Source organism: Paenibacillus sp. FSL F4-0125, assembly GCF_038008565.1.
Taxonomy (GTDB): Bacteria; Bacillota; Bacilli; order Paenibacillales; family Paenibacillaceae; genus Paenibacillus_AQ.
In genome coordinates this window covers 5,125,960-5,144,603 of sequence record NZ_JBBOZJ010000001.1, presented here as the reverse complement: position 1 = coordinate 5,144,603, position 18,644 = coordinate 5,125,960, and the positions used below count along the sequence as shown (strand labels likewise).

Annotated in this window: 16 protein-coding genes and 1 other annotated feature; of the genes, 12 read left to right on the top strand and 4 right to left on the bottom strand. The window is 45.5% G+C overall.

Annotation, left to right across the window (positions count from 1 at the left end; all coding sequences use genetic code 11):
• Positions 1 to 165 precede the first annotated feature (165 nt).
• Entirely contained in the window at positions 166 to 1,383 is a 1,218-nt protein-coding gene (locus NST74_RS22895; protein ID WP_341114579.1) for a sialidase family protein, read from the bottom strand.
• A gap of 33 nt (positions 1,384 to 1,416) precedes the next feature.
• Entirely contained in the window at positions 1,417 to 1,782 is a 366-nt protein-coding gene (locus NST74_RS22890) for a hypothetical protein (protein WP_341114576.1), read from the bottom strand.
• A 263-nt stretch (positions 1,783 to 2,045) separates the two neighbouring features.
• Between NST74_RS22890 and NST74_RS22885 the strand changes: the two genes are divergently transcribed.
• The 3 genes from NST74_RS22885 (at position 2,046) to NST74_RS22875 (ending at position 4,912) form a co-directional block, all read left to right on the top strand.
• Positions 2,046 to 2,420 carry a hypothetical protein gene (locus tag NST74_RS22885; protein WP_341114574.1) on the top strand — a complete coding sequence of 125 codons (375 nt, stop codon included), beginning with the start codon at positions 2,046 to 2,048 and terminating at the stop codon, positions 2,418 to 2,420.
• Between the two features lie 159 nt (positions 2,421 to 2,579).
• Positions 2,580 to 3,788 (top strand): glycosyltransferase family 2 protein, encoded by a 1,209-nt coding sequence (locus NST74_RS22880; protein ID WP_341114572.1) that lies wholly within the window; start codon positions 2,580 to 2,582, stop codon positions 3,786 to 3,788.
• 26 nt (positions 3,789 to 3,814) lie between these two features.
• Positions 3,815 to 4,912, top strand: coding sequence for a glycosyltransferase family 4 protein (locus NST74_RS22875; protein ID WP_341114570.1), 1,098 nt, complete (start codon positions 3,815 to 3,817; stop codon positions 4,910 to 4,912).
• A gap of 249 nt (positions 4,913 to 5,161) precedes the next feature.
• On the opposite strand, the gene NST74_RS22870 is transcribed toward NST74_RS22875, so the two are convergent.
• Positions 5,162 to 5,830: an SOS response-associated peptidase gene (locus NST74_RS22870; protein ID WP_341114569.1), complete on the bottom strand. Its 669-nt coding sequence runs from the start codon at positions 5,828 to 5,830 to the stop codon at positions 5,162 to 5,164.
• Positions 5,831 to 5,956: 126 nt separating this feature from the next.
• On the opposite strand from NST74_RS22870, the gene NST74_RS22865 reads away from it, so the two are divergent.
• The 6 genes from NST74_RS22865 to leuS all read left to right on the top strand — a co-directional run bounded on the left by NST74_RS22865 (position 5,957) and on the right by leuS (position 12,872).
• Positions 5,957 to 6,406 carry a DUF523 domain-containing protein gene (locus tag NST74_RS22865; RefSeq protein ID WP_341115959.1) on the top strand — a complete coding sequence of 150 codons (450 nt, stop codon included), beginning with the start codon at positions 5,957 to 5,959 and terminating at the stop codon, positions 6,404 to 6,406.
• 229 nt (positions 6,407 to 6,635) lie between these two features.
• Positions 6,636 to 7,781, top strand: a complete 1,146-nt coding sequence (locus NST74_RS22860; protein WP_341114567.1) for a cysteine desulfurase family protein — start codon at positions 6,636 to 6,638, stop codon at positions 7,779 to 7,781.
• A 100-nt stretch (positions 7,782 to 7,881) separates the two neighbouring features.
• Positions 7,882 to 8,403, top strand: a complete 522-nt coding sequence (locus tag NST74_RS22855; RefSeq protein WP_341114566.1) for a PRC-barrel domain-containing protein — start codon at positions 7,882 to 7,884, stop codon at positions 8,401 to 8,403.
• A gap of 14 nt (positions 8,404 to 8,417) precedes the next feature.
• On the top strand, positions 8,418 to 8,627 hold the full coding sequence (locus NST74_RS22850) for a hypothetical protein (protein ID WP_036677557.1): 210 nt from the start codon (positions 8,418 to 8,420) through the stop codon (positions 8,625 to 8,627).
• Between the two features lie 213 nt (positions 8,628 to 8,840).
• Positions 8,841 to 9,908, top strand: coding sequence for an AI-2E family transporter (locus NST74_RS22845; RefSeq protein ID WP_042130433.1), 1,068 nt, complete (start codon positions 8,841 to 8,843; stop codon positions 9,906 to 9,908).
• A gap of 78 nt (positions 9,909 to 9,986) precedes the next feature.
• Positions 9,987 to 10,249 (top strand) — a binding site (T-box leader).
• A gap of 172 nt (positions 10,250 to 10,421) precedes the next feature.
• Entirely contained in the window at positions 10,422 to 12,872 is a 2,451-nt protein-coding gene (gene leuS, locus NST74_RS22840; protein ID WP_341114563.1) for a leucine--tRNA ligase, read from the top strand.
• Between the two features lie 59 nt (positions 12,873 to 12,931).
• On the opposite strand, the gene comER is transcribed toward leuS, so the two are convergent.
• A complete protein-coding gene (gene comER / locus NST74_RS22835) occupies positions 12,932 to 13,783 on the bottom strand; it encodes a late competence protein ComER (RefSeq protein WP_341114561.1) in 852 nt (283 codons plus the stop codon).
• 187 nt (positions 13,784 to 13,970) lie between these two features.
• Between comER and NST74_RS22830 the strand changes: the two genes are divergently transcribed.
• The 3 genes from NST74_RS22830 to NST74_RS22820 all read left to right on the top strand — a co-directional run bounded on the left by NST74_RS22830 (position 13,971) and on the right by NST74_RS22820 (position 18,084).
• The gene (locus NST74_RS22830; protein WP_341114560.1) at positions 13,971 to 14,627 is read left to right on the top strand and encodes a ComEA family DNA-binding protein; all 657 of its coding nucleotides are present in this window, start codon (positions 13,971 to 13,973) and stop codon (positions 14,625 to 14,627) included.
• A 115-nt stretch (positions 14,628 to 14,742) separates the two neighbouring features.
• Positions 14,743 to 15,261, top strand: coding sequence for a deoxycytidylate deaminase (locus tag NST74_RS22825; protein ID WP_339287744.1), 519 nt, complete (start codon positions 14,743 to 14,745; stop codon positions 15,259 to 15,261).
• Positions 15,262 to 15,381: 120 nt separating this feature from the next.
• A complete protein-coding gene (locus NST74_RS22820) occupies positions 15,382 to 18,084 on the top strand; it encodes a ComEC/Rec2 family competence protein (RefSeq protein ID WP_341114559.1) in 2,703 nt (900 codons plus the stop codon).
• Positions 18,085 to 18,644: the final 560 nt, after the last annotated feature.

Below are 18,644 nucleotides of genomic sequence, written 5' to 3'. Positions count from 1 at the left end.
TTGGTAAATCAAAGTCTAGGCCCCCTTTTGGGGGCTTTTTAAATGAAAAAATCACATGAAAAATCACAAGTAAAGGATGCCCCATATTGGTTGGGCATCCTTTATTGTAGGTGGATGTACTAATTTAATACTCTTTTAATTAATCATCACAGGTTTATTCGTAGCTTATTGATTATCACCGAACCAGATGTTCTCTGTACCAGTTCGCGTGTCCGTCCATACACTCACTAGACGGCCTGTTTGGGGGACGATGGCATTGCCGATGTAGTCCCCAATTAGGGGAATGCCGGTGACGTCAAAGGAAGTTGTCGTTATACGGGTGTTTATAAACGTCATACCGCCATCTCTGGATGTAGCTAGATAAACATCAAGGTTGAGAGGATTGAGTCGATTCGTGTAATAGTTAACGAATATTGCACCATCCGCTGGGGACACGGTGATGGCTGGGAAAAAGTTTTGGGAGCCTACTGGACTACCCGTAATGGATATGGGTGCACCCCAATCCACACCGAAATTAGTGGAAGTAGCAATAAATATATCGGAATAGCCTTTTCGAAAATCTTGCCACACAGCATAGACATTCCCTCGCGTCGTCGGTGCATTAGAAATATCTGCTGCGAGGGAAGGGAATGTCAAACATCTAAATGTATACCCTGGCAATGGATCCGGTGGGACTACAACGCTGGCGACCATGGTTTCAGGGGAGAAAGTGACCCCGCCGTCTGGGGATGTGGTAATTTTAAGATCGGTATTACCGGGAGGCTGATTGATCCATCCCACAACAACAATCCCATTTAATGTAATGGCTATACCGGGGAATTCTTCAAATTCCTCGACCGAAGACAGCAGGCTGGGACTAGAATAAGTATTACCGCTATCTAGGGAACGATTGAAGAATATCGTATTTCCTGGTATGAATTGCGTGTTGTAGTCATGCGTATAACCAGTATATACATTGCCAAAAAAAGGACTTGATCCAGCCTTGTCGGTGACAACGACCACCTGGTCATCATTCACAAACTGTCCAAACCCTTGATTTACGATGACTGGCGGTCCGAATGAAGATGCGTTGTCGACAGATGTATAGGAAACGATCGACCCGCTGAGACCGTCAGAATCGAAGGCATGAGCCAATACTACGAACGTGGTTGGAAAAATATAATCAATATGTGGTGCTTCGATGCCTGCAAACCCTGTTGGTAACGGTAATAACGTTGTTGTCCAAGTGGCACCTGCGTCAATAGATTTGTACAAACCTATATTGGGAGGGCCTGTTCGAAGATCTACAGCTACGGCGACCATAACCGAAGGATTAAGCCAATTTACCGCGATGGTGGGCTCGAATTGAGTGCTTGTGCTCGGCGAAAGTTGAATATTAACCATGCAAAGCTCCTTTCGTCATAGAGTTTTCGGTACTTACGGGTTCAGCTGAGCTATGAAAGTAAGTTCGGATTGCAGCACTCTTTGATGAGGGATGACGTTTCCTGACGAATCCGTTCCGAATACTGTAATAATCGTGTCTGCCGGTGCGTTTCCAGTTACGAGAAATTGTACTTCATATGCTGAATTGCCTGCGATATTAAAACCGAGAAACTGGCTGGTGTTAGCATTAATATTCAATGAGCTGGAGTAGACTAAAGCCTTACTAACAAGAGTATTCCATACGTAAATGTGATAGACCACGTTAGAAGAAAAACTAAGGTTGTCATTGTCGATGTTGATGATCACGTTAGATGCTGGGGTAGTTCCTGTGTTCGTAATGATGCCTGTTGTTGTTGCCATGAGCTTCACCTCTTTTATTAGTTTGCTATATATATATGATTTGAGGTTCATTGTGTTCGGACAAGGGAATCAGAAAAATTGCGGAAATTGAAAATATGAGAGGTAGTATTGAAGGGGAAAATCTTTTTTATGATAAATGAATAAAAAGAACTGTGTGCATGTCTATTTGGCGATTATTCCATGAATCTCCCCGACCTCCTGTCTCACAACTTCCAAATTACTCCTGAGTATATTGATAGAAAACGAGGGAAGGAGTGATGGAAATGCCTTATACCACTGGTCTTATTACGAATACAAGAGCAACTGGAACAGCAGCGAGTAATGTAGCTGTTAGTGTTCGTAATACTAGTAATGCAAACGCAATGGTGATCGTCGAAATCTTCGGCGTTCCATATTCAACGCTTGCACTTACTCCGCTTTATGTCACAGGTTATTATGTTCCAGCGATGAGTTCTGATATCCGAGAGTTCTTCATTGCTGGGAATGTCGCTTACGAGGTTCAGATAAGTACCTCTTTTCCATTAGCAAATGTAGTATGTTCCACGTACGGATTGGACGAGTTTGGAAATCTTGTTACCGATCAGAGAGTGCTTCAATCTGAATTAACGGAGATTTCGGCACTTTCTATACCTGTATAACAAGTTTTTTTGGGGGAAATCAAGAAGCAATCACCGATACAAACAGGGTGGTTGCTTCTTTTTTAGGCGTAATAAATTTCATAAAGGCATTCACACAGGCACTAATGTGGAATTTAAATATACTAATCTTATACTCCAATGTAGAGAGAGGTAATAATCATGGTGGATGTAGGGGTAGTTATGCCTTTGTATACCCAAAAGCCGGAATTTCTCCGGCAAGCTCTGGAGTCTGTTCTGCGCCAAACCTTCACCGAATTCCGACTGATCATTGTGATTGATGGAGCGCCGGAAATGGAACCGCTTGTGCAGTCCATCATAGCGGAGGATCCGAGGGTAGCTATTATCTCTTATGTACCGAATAGGGGGATCGCACATGCGCTGAATACGGGCTTTGATCTTTTGTTTAACGAACCCAATATTCAGTATTTGAGCTGGGTCTCCAGCGATAATGTTTATGAACCCCGCTTCCTCGAGATCCTTCGAGGTGCACTAGTGAAGGGGCCGCAGGCGCTAGGGATCGTGTACAGTTCTTTTCAAAGTATAGATAACGAGGGAAACCAACTTCATAACGAACACCAACTGGCTACTCAGCGAAATTATCAGTCACAGCCCAAAGAGAGATTGCTGGATTATTCGCTAATTGGCGTTTCTTTCATGTACAAATCGCAGGTTGCAAAGCTTGTTGGAGGGTACGGAATGGAGCCTGTGGAGGATTATGATTACTGGCTGAGACTGGCTGAACATTGTGATATTCGCTTTATACCCGTGGAGCTTGTAAATTATCGTGTGGATTCAACCTTTAGTGTATCCGCACAGTTACATTCCATTGAAAATCATCGCAGATGGAGATATACGTATCATTTAACTCGCCATCAGGCGCGTTTCCGCAGAGGGATTCCTCCTATGATTACCGTATTATTTCCTGTGGTAAATGCTGGTGCGGAGGAAATAGCGAGGATAGAGAATCTGTATGAACAGACGTACAGCAATTATGAGTGTCGGGTGCTGGATTTATCGCCTACGCGTCAACCCTCTGTTCTTCTGGGTTCAATTCCTCATCCTGCAACCGAGTTCGTTTGGATGCCAGAAGTTGTGGAGTCGCACGCGATTTGTGGAGCACTGGAGCATATGTCCACTCCCTACACGATAGTTTTAGGTCCCAAAATTTTCATAGGAGCACTCGATATTGAATACATGCTAGAGGCTTTGATTACTACCGGTGGGGACGCGATCTCTAATTATTATACGGATGATCACAGCTTGATTGGATTTCGGCACAGACATGTCCCATCGACCAAAACTCACTACTATAACGAGCTGTTTCGAAGCACAGATTTGTATGATTTGTTGAAGATCTATTTTTCCTAAAAATAATATGCGAATGAGTGATCGTAATGAAGATTTTGTTCACCTTTTACAACCCGAGTGGAGGTATGCAAACCCTGAATCGAGTGCGCTGCCAAGCGTTGCGTGATCGTGGTGTAGAGTGCCATTTGCTGTACACGCACCCTGGAAAAGGACAGCAAAATATCCCGAACATTCAAACCTATATTACGAATAGTGATGACGAGATCAGGGAATTGCTCACTCGGGAAGCTTTTGATTTGATTGTAGTGTGTACGGATATTTACTTAGCAGAGAGGTTTAGAGGGTTTGGTTACAAGGGACCGCTTGTTTTTGAGGTGCAAGGGTTAGGAACTTTAGATGAAGCGGAGCAGGTTATTAGTAATTTTAATGAACGGATTCACAAGCTAACCGATGCACTGCTCTATCCAGAGACCTCCCATTTGCAGACGATTTTCAAAAGTGGATTTCCCTCTATTCCGCAGTATTGCTTTGATAATCCGATCGATTGCGGAGAATTTGGATATACCAATTATCCCGCGAAAAGCTTTCCCATCCTCGGCTGGGTGGGACGAATTCAAACGAACAAGAACTGGAGAGAATTTCTTCAAATTGGACAGAGGCTGCTGGCGATCCATCCCGAGCTTTATTTATGGATTTTTCAGGACGATACGTTGTTTGATCCGGAGCAAAAAGAGAGCTTTGAACAATTTGTAGCGGAAACCGGTATTTCTTCACGTTTGATCTCGCATTCCAATGTCCCTCATGAGCTAATGGCAGATTATATGAGCATTATTGGTGATTCGGGAGGTCTGCTCTGTTCCACCTCTATTCTCGAGGGATTTGGGTATGCGGTGGCTGAGGCAATGTTGTGTCGTTGTCCTGTCCTTACTACGGATTCGGATGGCATTCGGAGACTTGTTATTAATAATCACACTGGAAAAATATATACGAGAGGGCAACTGGATGAAGCTGTGAATGCGGCGCTATCCTTAATGCATGATCCAGCGCTTCGGGCCAGCATTAGGATGAATGGAGAATGGCATATCCGAAAAAACCTTTCCTCCGAGCTGTACGCCGATAGATTTCTAAAGATGTCTCATCAATTGATGAGACGCCGGTCAAAGATCGAGCGTCGATGGTCTTAACTTTGCGGTTCACCCGCAGAGTTAAGACGTTTTTTCATGGATTAAAAGTGAGGTCAGAACCAGTGCTAATAAGAGGGTCAGAGCCATCCCTATCATCTGAATAATATTGTTATAAGGGTCAGGTAGAGTGACATAATAGAAGATGACATCCTTTAATATAAAAAAAAAAATTTTGAATAAACTCAGAAACACTAATATCGCTACGATCCACTTTTTTAAGTGTGCTTTATAGATAAGCCCACCTCCTTTCTAGGCCTCTTTAATTAATTCTTCTGTATCATTCCGAACATTTCCCACAGCTGTGGAAACTGGGTAGGCTCTCATTTGGTTTTGATCATAAGGCTTCAGGAGCTTTATTAGAGAGGTTGTGTCCTGTTTGCCCCGATCCAGCCATTCTGTCTCATCCTCAGGCTTCAAAATAACCGGCATGCGGTTGTGGATTTCAGCCATTAGATCGTTCGGTGTAGTCGTTATAATGGTACAGGTACTTAGTCTATTCCCTTCCGGGTCCATCCAAATATCATACAATCCGGCCATGGAGAAAATACCCCCATCACGCATCACGATCCGCATGGGTTGTTTACTGCTGCCTTGCACCTTCCATTCGTAGAAGCCGTCAGACGGGATGATGCAGCGACGTGAGCTTACTAAGCGCTTGAAAGAAGGTTTTTCCAGCAGCGATTCTGCCCGGGCATTAATCATTTTACTGCCGATTTTGTCATCTTTGGCCCATGAAGGAACCAGACCCCAGCGTAGCTCCCCTAACTTATTGCTGGAGCCTGTATTAATGACTGCCGGAATTTGCTGCATGGGTGCAGCGTTATATTTAGGGGCATAGTGGACAATGGTTGAATCATTTGCAAAATATCTGACCATCAGTTCTTCCATGGTAACGGTTATTGTGTAACGTCCGCACATGATTTACACTCCCCTTTCAGTAGATTAGAAGTTCGCTCAGTTTACAGCTCAAATTCGGCATGTTATGCTCGAAATATTTCTTAATTATAAACGATGCGGAATGAATGAAGAAAGAGGTGCTCATTGGTGATTCTGGTAAGCTCTTGTCTAGCTGGTATGAAGGTAAGATATAATGGAACGGATTGTTTGGACGAGATGATCCAGAAGCTTGTGAATGAGGATAAAGCCATTGCGGTGTGTCCGGAGTTACTTGGAGGATTCTCTACGCCTAGGGAGCCAGCCGAAATCATTGGTGGAAATGGCGAGGATGTGCTGGCAGGGACGGCTAAAGTAGTGGATCGTTCAGGAACAGATGTTACAGATATGTATTTAAAGGGTGCTTATATTACGCTTGCAAAAGCTCAAGAGCTCTCAGCTACGATGGTAGTGCTCAAAGAAAACAGTCCTTCTTGCGGCAGCGCCATGATTTATAACGGGGAATTCAAGGGGAAGAAAATTGCAGGAAATTGCGTTACTACAGCTTTACTTAGAAAAAATGGCATTGAGGTAACCTCTGAAGAGAACTGGTTATTATAATCCTAGCTTTCATAGGGAAATGATTACAATATTGTGTTCTTTCGCTTGTGGAAAACTCACTTCTCGCGCGGTATAATTTAATAGTTCCAAGTATAAACGCCTTCGGCGTCCTTCTTAGGACGGTTAGCGTTTAAGCGAGAAGTATAAGGATAATGTATAACGTGAAACTTATACCTACTTATATTTTAGAATAACTAGTTTCCTATACTCTAGAAGCGGAGAAATGATTATGAAATCCATCTATTTGGACCACGCCGCATCAACCCCGGTTCATCCCGAGGTGGCTAAGGTCATGTTGAATATAATGACAGAACAATACGGAAATGCGTCTAGTGTACATCAGTTCGGACGTTCAGCTAAAAGAATATTGAATGGGGCGCGCGATTCGATCGCCGCCTTTTTGGGCTGTTCATCTGAAGAGTGGGTGTTCACTGGAGGCGGCACAGAGAGTGACAATTTAGCACTCTATGGAGCAGTAGCGGCAGTTTCCCATAAAGGAAAACATATTATCACCACCCAGATCGAACATCATGCAGTGTTACATACCTGCGAAGAGCTAGAGAAGGAAGGTTTCAAAGTAACTTATCTTCCTGTGGATTCGTCGGGCAGGGTATCCGTCGCAGACATAGAGGCAGCATTGCAGGAAGACACGGTGCTGATCAGCGTAATGTATGCCAATAATGAAGTAGGCACCGTTCAACCGATTCAAGAGATTGGTCAGCTCGCTAGAGAACGAGGCATTCTGTTCCATGTTGATGCTGTACAAGCTCTAGGTGCACTGCCAATTAAACTCCGAGAACTTCCCGTAGATTACATGAGCTTTACAGCTCACAAAATCAATGGGCCTCAAGGGATAGGGGGTCTTTACGTTCGAAGCGGAGCACCACTACATCCTAGACTTCATGGAGGCCTTCAGGAGCGTGGCAGACGCGCCGGAACAGAGAATCTAGCAGGAGCCGCTGGATTCGCCAAAGCCGTTGAAATAGCGGTTACGGGTCTCTCAGAACGTCAACAAAATATGAAGCGCCTGCGCAATACACTACTTGAGACACTGGATACTCTGATTGGACGGGAGAGTTACTCGCTTAACGGTAATTCTGAGCATTTTTTACCTAGTATACTGAACTTGAGCTTCCCAGGGGCTGGGACAGATGTTATGCTGATGAACCTGGATATGGAGGGGATTGCAGCAGCGAGCGGTTCGGCTTGCACGTCAGGATCACTGGAAATATCTCATGTTCTGAAAGCAATGGGACTTCCCCAAAATATTTTAGAGTCCGCGATTCGATTTAGTATCGGTTTGGGTAATACTACTGAAGAAATCGAGTACGTTGCTCAAAAAGTTGAAACCATTTTGAAACGCCTACGTAAATGAGACTAGTTACTTTTAGGTTTCGATCTGTATCGGGGCGATTCGGGCTTTTGGCTTTCTGAGAACTCGTAAGTACACTCAAAGTGAGGGGAACGAGGCAGCCATGAGATTTCAAGATCTGATCGGCTTGGCTGTATATGAAGTTGAAGAGGGTAATGAAATCGGCAAGATTGTCGATATTCTGCTCGATTCAAACTGGAATATTACGGGTATTGAACTGGAAAGCAAATCTTTTTTTGGCGGCCATGTGAAATTTGTGGCATGGAAAGATATTGTGGCCTACGGCGAGGATGCTGTCATGATTCGTAGTAAAGAGTCGATTGATAAGACAGATGCCGATCATATACCTTGTACATTTCTACTTGGAAAGAACAAACTTAAGGATTTAAAAGTACTGACTACAACGGGAACTATACTTGGACGAATATCGGATGTTTATTTTGACCAAAAGTTGGGAAACACAATAGGAGCGCTGGAAATCAGTGACGGGCTTGTGACTGATTTGATCGAAGGCCGCAAATGGCTGCCTTGTTCTGATGAGATGTCCATTGGTGAGAATGCTTTAATGGTTCCTGCGATGAGCGAAGAACGGCTACAAAAAGCCATTAATATTGTTAACGGATAGGTGGAATGTATTATATGAAGTGTCCAAACTGTAACTCTAAAGATATCGGAAAAATTGGTTCCCACCAGTTCTATTGCTGGGGCTGTTTCATTGAATTAACGGTAAACGGTGAGAAAATGTCGGTGTATCAGGTTGAAGAAGACGGTACACTTAGCTCGCTGGACGATCTGTTCTCCGGGGATGATATGACTCAGGATTTCCCACAAATTCATGCGTCGTCATAACGATGAATCTTGCTTTGTAAGCGAGAATGATCTATGTACTTAAGCGTCAATTTCCTTTCAGCTGAAATCAGCTGCAGGGTTATTGGCGCTTTTTTTGGGACAAGGACCTCACTTTGTGGGGTTATTTTGTGTGCTCGATGGTTATTTTGCTGCGGCCATACATATACTTATTTACGAAGCTAGTCCAGGCTATAGCCGCAGGAGGGTACACTCATGGAGCAATGGTCCCAAAGTAAGTGGTTCCGCTGGATGATCGGAGTGCTGCTCTCCCTGATCATTTTGTATTTTGTTTGGTTACTTCGTCCAATGCTGCAGGGGATATTTGTGTTTTTGAAGGCAATCCTCGCTCCATTTCTGGCAGCTATGATTATTTCCTACGTGCTGAATCCCGTCGTTAGTATGCTGGCCGGACGGAAGATGCCGCGTAGTGTGGCTGTTCTACTTATATATGCAGTGTTCCTAACGGCGATTGCGGTAATTGCAATTAACCTTATCCCGATGTTTATCGAGCAGCTTGAAGAGTTAAATGAACATTTGCCAGAGATGACACTGCAAGCCCAAGGGCTAATGCGACATATGAATTCTAGATTAATCCCGCCTGGGGTCGAGATGGGGATGAACAACTGGTTTTTTCAACTGGAGAGTCGTCTCGCAGAAGGAATTTCTAATTTTCTCGATAATATAGGGACAACGATTAATGTGTTGTTCAACGCTTTTATCGTACCGTTTCTAGTGTTCTATATTCTGAAGGATTTTGACGTGTTTGAACGGACGGTGGTCTCTTGTCTGCCTCGCGCACGTCGTAAGTCTATTGTAACCTTGTTAAAAGATATCGATGATGCGCTCGGCAACTACATTCGTGGACAGTTTCTGGTCTGCATTATTATAGGTGTGCTTGCCTATATTGGTTATGCCATCATCGGAATGCCATACGCCTTACTGTTCGCCAGTGTGGTGGCAGTGTTTAATATTGTTCCGTATATGGGTCCCTTTTTGGGGGCTGCGCCAGCCATTGTGATGGCTTCGACCGTTTCTTTTCGTTTGGTGCTGTTGGTTGCAGTGGTTAACACAGTGTGCCAAATTGTGGAGAGTAACATTATTTCACCTCAGGTGGTGGGGAAGAAGCTGCACTTGCATCCGTTGCTCATTATTTTTGCGCTTCTGGTTGGCGGTGAATTGGCGGGAATGATCGGACTTATCCTTGCTGTACCGTTCTTCGCGGCTGGAAAAGTCGTTATTCAACACTTTATGACGTATTTAATCAAACGAAAGCCTGTTTAAAGGGTTAAAACATTGACTATAGTCAACTGTTTTGTATATAATGTTGGGGAATATTACTGATGAACAATCAGTACATATAGTTGATCGATGATGAGGAGTATTAATTCTATACCGTTATTGCAGAGAGCCGGCACTAAGGTGCGAGCCGGTTAACGGAACGGAGTGAACTCACCTCGGAGTAACGGCGCAAGTTTCAGGATATTCGTTAAACTTAACGGAAGTCCTAGGTGAACCGCCGTCGCCTCACCCCCGCTAAAGGGTGCAAAGTGAGTGGCAGAATAAAGTATATTCAGCCGCTAACTAGGGTGGTACCACGGGAATTATAACCTCTCGTCCCTAGCGATAATACGCTAGGGATGGGAGGTTTTTTTGTAAATATAAGAGGGTATAGGTTTCACGAAATACTTCATGTCTTATATTTCTCGCATAAACGCTTACCGTCCTTATAAGGATGTCGATGGCGAGTATGCTTGGTTAAGAAATTTATAGTAATACTCCAAGGAGGAGCAGACAATGAGCGACAATCAAACAAACAGTGTACCTGCCGGCGGTTACCGGGCGCAGGCTATTGAGCCCAAGTGGCAAAAGTTCTGGGATGAGAACAAAAGTTTCAAGACAGGTGAAGATCCAACCAAACCGAATTTCTATGCACTGGATATGTTCCCGTACCCTTCAGGTGCAGGGCTGCACGTAGGTCATCCAGAAGGCTACACAGCAACGGATATCGTATCCCGTTATAAGCGGATGCGTGGTTATAACGTGCTGCACCCTATGGGCTGGGATGCTTTTGGACTTCCGGCAGAGCAGTATGCGATGGATACGGGTCAGCATCCGCGTGACTTTACGGATAAGAACATCGATAATTTCCGTCGTCAGATCAAATCGCTGGGGTTCTCCTACGATTGGGATCGCGAGATCAGCACTACAGATCCAGATTATTACAAATGGACGCAGTGGATTTTCATCCAGTTGTACAACAAAGGCTTGGCTTATGTAGCAGAAGTACCTGTTAACTGGTGTGAAGCACTGGGGACAGTACTTGCCAACGAAGAAGTTATTGATGGGAAAAGTGAGCGCGGAGGACATCCGGTTGTCCGCAAACCGATGCGTCAGTGGATTCTAAGAATTACTGAATACGCTGAGCGTCTGCTGGAAGATCTGGAAGAGCTGGATTGGTCTGAAAGCATCAAGGATATGCAACGCAACTGGATCGGTAAATCTACAGGCGCAGAAGTAAACTTTGAAATTGAAGGTCACGATGCTAGCCTGACCGTGTTTACAACACGTCCAGATACATTGTTCGGAGCAAGCTACTGCGTTTTGGCACCAGAGCATGAACTGGTGGATGCCATTACAACAGAAGCACAACGTGCAGCGGTTGCAGAATATCGTGTGAAAGCTTCCCATAAGAGCGACCTTGAGCGTACAGATTTGGCCAAAGAGAAGAGCGGTGTATTCACGGGTGCGTATGCAATCAATCCTGTGAATGGCGCTAAGGCACCGATCTGGATTGCAGATTATGTACTTGCCGGATACGGAACAGGAGCAATCATGGCGGTTCCAGGTCATGATACACGTGACTGGGAGTTTGCTAAACAATTTGGTCTGAATATCGTGGAAGTCGTGCAAGGCGGTAATATTGAAGAAGAGGCGTATTCCGGAGACGGACCGCATGTCAATTCTGATTTCTTGAATGGGCTTAAGAATGAAGAAGCGATTGCGAAGATGATTGCTTGGCTGGAAGAGAAGGGCGTAGGTAAAGGTAAAGTAACCTACCGTCTGCGTGATTGGCTGTTCAGTCGTCAACGCTACTGGGGTGAGCCGATTCCAATTCTGCATTTGGAAGGCGGTACAATGAAGACTGTTCCAGTTGATCAGCTGCCGCTGGTACTGCCGGATGTAGATGCGATCAAACCATCGGGTACTGGGGAGTCTCCACTTGCGAATGTAACAGAGTGGGTGGAAACGATCGATCCTGAGACTGGTATGAAGGCTCGCCGTGAGACCAACACCATGCCGCAATGGGCGGGTAGCTGCTGGTACTACCTGCGTTATATTGATCCGAAAAACGATCAAGAGCTGTGCTCCCCTGAGAAGCAAAAAGCATGGCTTCCGGTGGATCTGTACATTGGCGGAGCGGAGCATGCCGTACTTCACTTGCTCTATGCACGTTTCTGGCACAAGGTGCTTTATGATATCGGCGTAGTGGAAACGAAAGAGCCTTTCCATAAGCTGGTTAACCAAGGCATGATTCTTGGAAATAACAATGAAAAAATGAGTAAATCACGCGGAAATGTCATCAACCCTGATGAGATTGTTGAAGCTTTCGGTGCAGATACACTGCGTGTCTATGAAATGTTTATGGGCCCTCTGGAAGCAACCAAGCCTTGGAATGAAAAAGGTGTGGAAGGGGTTCACCGGTTCTTATCCCGTGTATGGCGCCTGTTCGTGAATGAGGAAGGGAAGCTCAATTCCAAAATCACAGCAGATGGCGGTACGGATGAGTTCAAACGTACTTGGCACAAAACGATTAAGAAAGTGACGGAGGATTTCGAGCATCTGCGTTTCAATACGGCGATTAGCCAGTTGATGATTTTCATTAACGATGCCTACAAGCAAGAAACCTTGTCCCATGAAGCTGCGGAACACTTTGTACAAATGTTGTCGCCACTGGCGCCACATATTGCTGAAGAACTGTGGCAACTGCTTGGACATGAAGGAAGTATCAGCTACGTAACTTGGCCAACTTATGATGAAGCATGGACAGTCGATGCTGAGGTTGAAATCGTTATTCAGGTGAATGGTAAAATCGTACAACGCGCACTGATTCCGCTGGATATGGGTCAGGAAGAAATGCAAGCTCATGCACTGTCACTCCCGAATGTGAGTGCTGCTGTAGAAGGTAAAACCGTACGCAAAATAATTGCGGTTCCTGGCAAGCTTGTAAATATTGTAGTGGGTTAAGCGAAGAACGCAATTCTGCCCGCAGCATCGGAGAAATCCGTGCTGCGGGCTTTGTTGTTCTAACGCTCTTTAGGGCCTCTATTAATAGTGTCATGTCCGAATAGTTCATCAAGCTTAATGACATCCTCATCATATTTATCATGTGTAGTCGTGATGAGGCGTTCAAATACACCTTCTAGACTGGTACGCAAGTGGTTTAGTGCTTCAGCGGTAATGCCACCGCGAACAGCAACCCGGTCTTGAAGCTCTTGCGGGGTGAACCCTCCTTCTGTCAGTAATTTTCCTGTTCCAAGGAGCATCTCACCAGCAAGTCGGCTGATTAATGTCTCTTCAATTCCGGTGGCCTCAACGGCTGCTTCTATCCAGCGCTCAATGAAATAGCTTAAGAACGCAGGCCCACAGCTGGAGAAATCAGAAGCGATTCGGGTATGTGCTTCTTGGATTTCCAAGGGAACACCTATGAAAGACAACAGCTGTAGCAGTACAAGCCTGTCTTCTTTATTAAGCCTGCTGCCAAATATGCACAATGAAGTCCCGCTCTTGACGCAGTGCGTAATGCTTGGGATGATCTTGGCAATTTTGGACGGCAAAGCGGATTCCAGATGATGCAATTGAACTGGACTTGTAATGGATACGACGATTTGCTCACTCAGGAGACATGAGCCGATCTCATCTGTTAATGTTTTAAATTCAAGTGGCTTTACGCATAAAAAAACGATATCACTTCCTAACGCTGTCTCCCTATTGCTTCCGCAAATGGAAATGCCGGGGTGACGCTTCTCAAGCTCCAGCAGCTTGTTCAGGCTGCGGTTGCTGGCAAGCACATCACACGGCTCTAGCGCTCCGGAAGAAAGAAAGGCGTCGATCAGCAGGCTGCCCATGCTGCCTGTTCCGATAAATCCTACTTTCACCTGTGGTTCCTCCTTTCTAGCGTTGCTTTTTAACTAACTGACATGAATTCTCTTCGTTATATGTATGCAAGATAGCCTTGGACAAATGACAGGTTTTGTATGAATTATTAAAGGGAATTCCAATTAAAGGAATGTATGAAGATTCAGAAAAAAGTATAGGACGATTTTCCGTGAGGAGGAGCGCATTTTGAACAAAGGAAGAATAGTGCTCGGAGTGGCTGTAGCTCTTTTGGGCAGTGGATTGCTATGGGTTGGTGGGAGTAAGGGGAATTCCGGCATTGCCGGATGGGAAACTTTGAATGCGAGTATGGAACAAACGATTGGAATCGCTGACCCTGATGAAGCTTCGGCGATAGTGGGCAAAGAGGGAAGTCAAGAGACGAAGGATCAAAAGAAAAATGCCGGGAAGGCTGAAGCTAGTGATAGGTCTGATGTCGCTGAGAAGGTTAAGGATGGTGAACAAGCAGATCACGCTGCCTCAACTCCAGTAGAAGAAAAGGGGACGACAACTGCTGGGCAGAATGCCGCGGGGGATGGGATGGAGTCTGGGGGCCAAACACCAGCAGGGGGAGAAGGCCAAACACCAGCAGGGGGTAACGCAGCTGCGTCAGCGGGAGCGCTGGAAGTACCCGCGCCAGTTGCTTCTCAGGAAGGTAAAGTAAATGTGAACACTGCAGGAGCTAGGGAGCTGATGGATCTCCCGGGCATCGGAGAGAAGAAGGCTCAGGCTATGATCGATTACCGCAACCGTGAAGGGGCTTTTCGTAATCTGTCTGATTTGGGGAAGGTCAAGGGCATCGGACCCAAAATGCTGGAAAAGTTAAAGCCGTTAGTAGTTTTTTGAAGATAAAATGGTATTGAAATTGCTGTTGAATGTACTAAAACCGTTGTCCTAGTGAAAACTTGCGGGGATGTGTTACAATAGTTAACAACTATTTAGAAGGATATGGAGATTGATTATGACTGCTACCTATCGTAAAGACTGGGATACTTATTTCATGGACATTGCTTGCATGGTTTCAACTCGTTCACGCTGCAATCGTAGACATGTAGGTGCTGTGCTGGTACAAGGAAAAAAGCTGCTTGGTACCGCTTATAACGGGGCGCCAATGGGCGTACCAGATTGCTCGGAGGCAGGCTGTATGCTCTCGGAACAATATGAGATGGAGATCGTGGATGGCGTAGAGACTATGGTGAAGAAACAGCGCTGTATTCGCACGATTCATGCGGAACAGAATCTTTTGCTATTTACAGACCGGATCGATCGGGAAGGCAGTACCGTCTATGTGACAGATGAGCCTTGCTGGACATGCGCTAATATGCTGGCGAACAGTGGTATAGTGGAAATCGTGTATTATCGTCCTTATCGTAAGGATATGGAAAAGGTTGAAGCGATGATGGCTGCCAAGGGTATCGTGTTCCGCCAATTGGAGAATTATGAACCGCCTAGTGAAACGATGATCAAAGTGTCGGAGTAGCTGTAATGTCCAACATTAATTCAATAAGATGACTTGAGGAAGAACCTCTCGTGCGCTTTTATGGCGTATGCAGAGGTTCTTTTTTTTTTTTTTTTTTGCTTGAGAAAGGGGAGGAAGGGCATGAAGAAAAGACCCTTGTTAAGCTTCACAGTATGCTGGGTGGCTGGAAGCGCAGCGGCTTGCTTATGCTCAGGGAGCGGACTGCTGCTCTCGTGGGCTGGATTAATATTTTTACTGGTGAGCCTGATGATGTGGGAAACAATGAGCTGGAAATACATAGCCGTATTGTGTTTATCCATTTCTTTAGCTGCTGGATATTGGGAGTGGAACGAAGCTCGCAATATTAGCGGAATTCCTGGATTACTGGATAGGTCGACTGCAGAGCTGAGTGGGAGTCCTGTGGAAGCTGGAGGTACGATCGTTTCTGTCGTGGAACGGGACGGGGATCGGGTTGATTTTACGATGAAGCTCTCACATATGGATCTACTTGCAGAGGATGAAGAGAAAGCATCTGATCCTGCGGATGAACAGGAGAAAAGAGTACAGGGGGAGTTAATCGCAGTGCAGATCAAACTTCTGACCGAGCAAGAAATTACTGTCGCTGCGGAATGGCGGAGAGGGGATGAAGTGCTGCTTAATGGTGTGCTGGAAGAGCCGGCAGAAGCGCGTAATTTTGGAGGCTTCGATTATCGTACCTATTTACATACGAAGAAGATTCACTGGCTTTTGAAGGGTCAGGGAGTGGAAAATGTGAGGGCAAAGGTTCCGGATTCATGGAGTCCGTTAACGATTTTTCGCTTAAATGATAGTGCGCGGACGGTCCTTGGGACAGAACTGGATCAACTTTTTGGGCAGCGTCACTCTGGGTATATGAAGGGTTTAATCATTGGTATGCAGGATGATCTCGATCCGGATACCTTTAAGCAGTTTTCTCAGCTCGGGTTGACACATATTCTCGCCATTTCAGGTATGCATGTGGCTGTGTATGTAGGTGTTCTTTTATTTCTGTTCAGGCGCTTACGTCTGACCAAAGAGACCGCGTTAACGCTCACTTTTATACTCGTTCCAGTTTATGTCCTCTTGTCAGGTGCGGGTCCGTCCATTGTGCGAGCGGGGTTGATGAGTATGATTGCCTTGCTTGCTGCACGGGTTGGGATGCTGAAGGATGGTCTGAATATTTTGGCGGCATCGGCATTAGTCATGTTGATCTGGAATCCTTATATGCTGCTCAGTGTAAGCTTCCAGCTGTCTTTTCTAGTAACCTTAGGCTTGATGGTCTACGTTCCGCTTATGAATCCTCTTCTGAGTGCACTGCCACGCTGGCTTAAAGGTGCCGTCTCTGTGACTCTTGTAGCCCAGCTGGTCTCGTTTCCGCTCACGATTTATTACTTTAATCAGTTTTCGCTGTTGTCCTTTGCCGCCAATTTGGTCTTTGTGCCTTTTATTACTTTCGTAGTTTTGCCACTAGGGACGCTTGCGCTATTGCTTGGACGGCTGTGGGAAGATGCTGCGGGGATGTTGGCACATATAACTGAGCTATTTAATAACGCTACTTTTTACGCTGTGGAGTGGATCAATGGATTCGCTGGTGGAGTTCTGATTTGGGACTCGCCATCATTGCTGTGGATCGGGGTGTACTATGTTTTGTTGTATAGTCTGTTGTATGTTGCCAAGCTAAGAAAGGAAGCTCGTGCTGCACCGCAGTATATGGAGGACGAGACGAGACCATTAGCGGAGGTTGGTTTGAACAGCCCTGGGCGCAGTGGTTATGGTGGTCGTAGTGGACACGGGGGAATGGGGAATTCGCAGTATCTTAATATTGCAGCGCCTTTGCTCGTACATTGGAGCGGAGTGATTGTTCTGGTGTCGGTACTTGGACTGGGGATCTTGCTGTACAAAGGTTATCAGTCGGAGAGTCAGGCAGGGAAAGGTACGATTAGTTATCTGGATATCGGACAAGGCGACAGTATACTGATAACTACACCGAGCGGAGCCCATATTTTAGTGGACGGTGGAGGAACTTTAAACTTTGGTCAAAAAGAAGAGTGGCGCGTTCGCCGAAGTCCGTTCGAGGTAGGAGCCAAAGTACTGGTGCCCTTGCTTAAAAAACGCGGCATCCACCGTTTAGATGCGATTATTTTGACACATGGAGATCAGGATCATGCCGGAGGACTCCAAGCTGTTGTGGAAGAGATTCCGGTCTCGGCATTGCTTTTTAATGGGACGATTACGGATCGCGAGTCTTATATGGAATTGATGAGGACTGCGCTGGAGCGGAAGGTTCAGCTGTATGCTGTGCATCAAGGAATGACCCTTTCTCCGGATGATGCGACAGAGCTGTCTTTTTTATGGCCGGAGGGAAGGAGTGGAGAGGTGTCGCATACTCCGCCGTTGAATGAAGTCCCACTACTGGAAGAGCAGAATCACGATTCAGTGGCTTTTCGCTTAGAGATGAATGGAAGAAACTTTCTCTTCACGGGTGATATGGATCTGGAAGCTGAGGAGGAGATTGTAGAGCTAGCCCGGCAAAAGGGCATCAGCACCGGACCTGTCATTGATGTGCTAAAGGTAGCTCATCACGGGAGTAAAACATCCACCGGTGAAGCTTGGCTGGAGTTCTGGAATCCTGAAGCAGCGGTAATTTCTGCGGGTGTTAATAATTTGTATGGTCACCCGAAAGCTGAGGTATTGGAGCGGTTGGAAGATCATCATGCAGCTATATTCCGGACGGATCAGCAGGGGGAGATACAGATGCGGGTGCAGGCGGAGGGGATTGCTGTGCGATATAAGTTGGGGGAGGAAGGGGTGGGAATAGATAAGTAAAGATAAGTAGAGATAGGATATAGGGAAGGTAGGTAGAGATAGGAAAAGTAGGGGAAGGTGTGAAAGTAAAGGAGAATATTGGGGAGTAGGTAAAGGGTGTGAAAGTAAGAGGAGAAGATTGGGGAGTAGGTAAATAGGGAAATAGGGAAATAGGAAGGAAAGTGGGATGGAAGAAGGATTGAAGTATTGGATTGAGAGAGTATTGAAGGGGAGGTGGGGGTGCCTAGCTCCTCCCGTTACATAACTAATAGCACACATAAAACTCATAAACTCAATACGTTGCACAAGATTGCACAAACTGCAACAGAACGCCCCAAGTTCCTCTTATTGCACAAGTGCAAAACAACATACTAGTCACCTCTCATCGAACATGCTACAAGAGAACACATAAAGCTTCTCTCATCGAACGAACTCCAATAGAATGATTCGAACCAATCGCCTCTCATTGCACTTTATGCAATAGAACACACGTCGAAGTAGCTGAATCTTCATTCTATTGCACTTCGTACACTCAAAATGAGGAAAAACGCCTATTTCTCTGAAATTTAGCAGCATCTGTT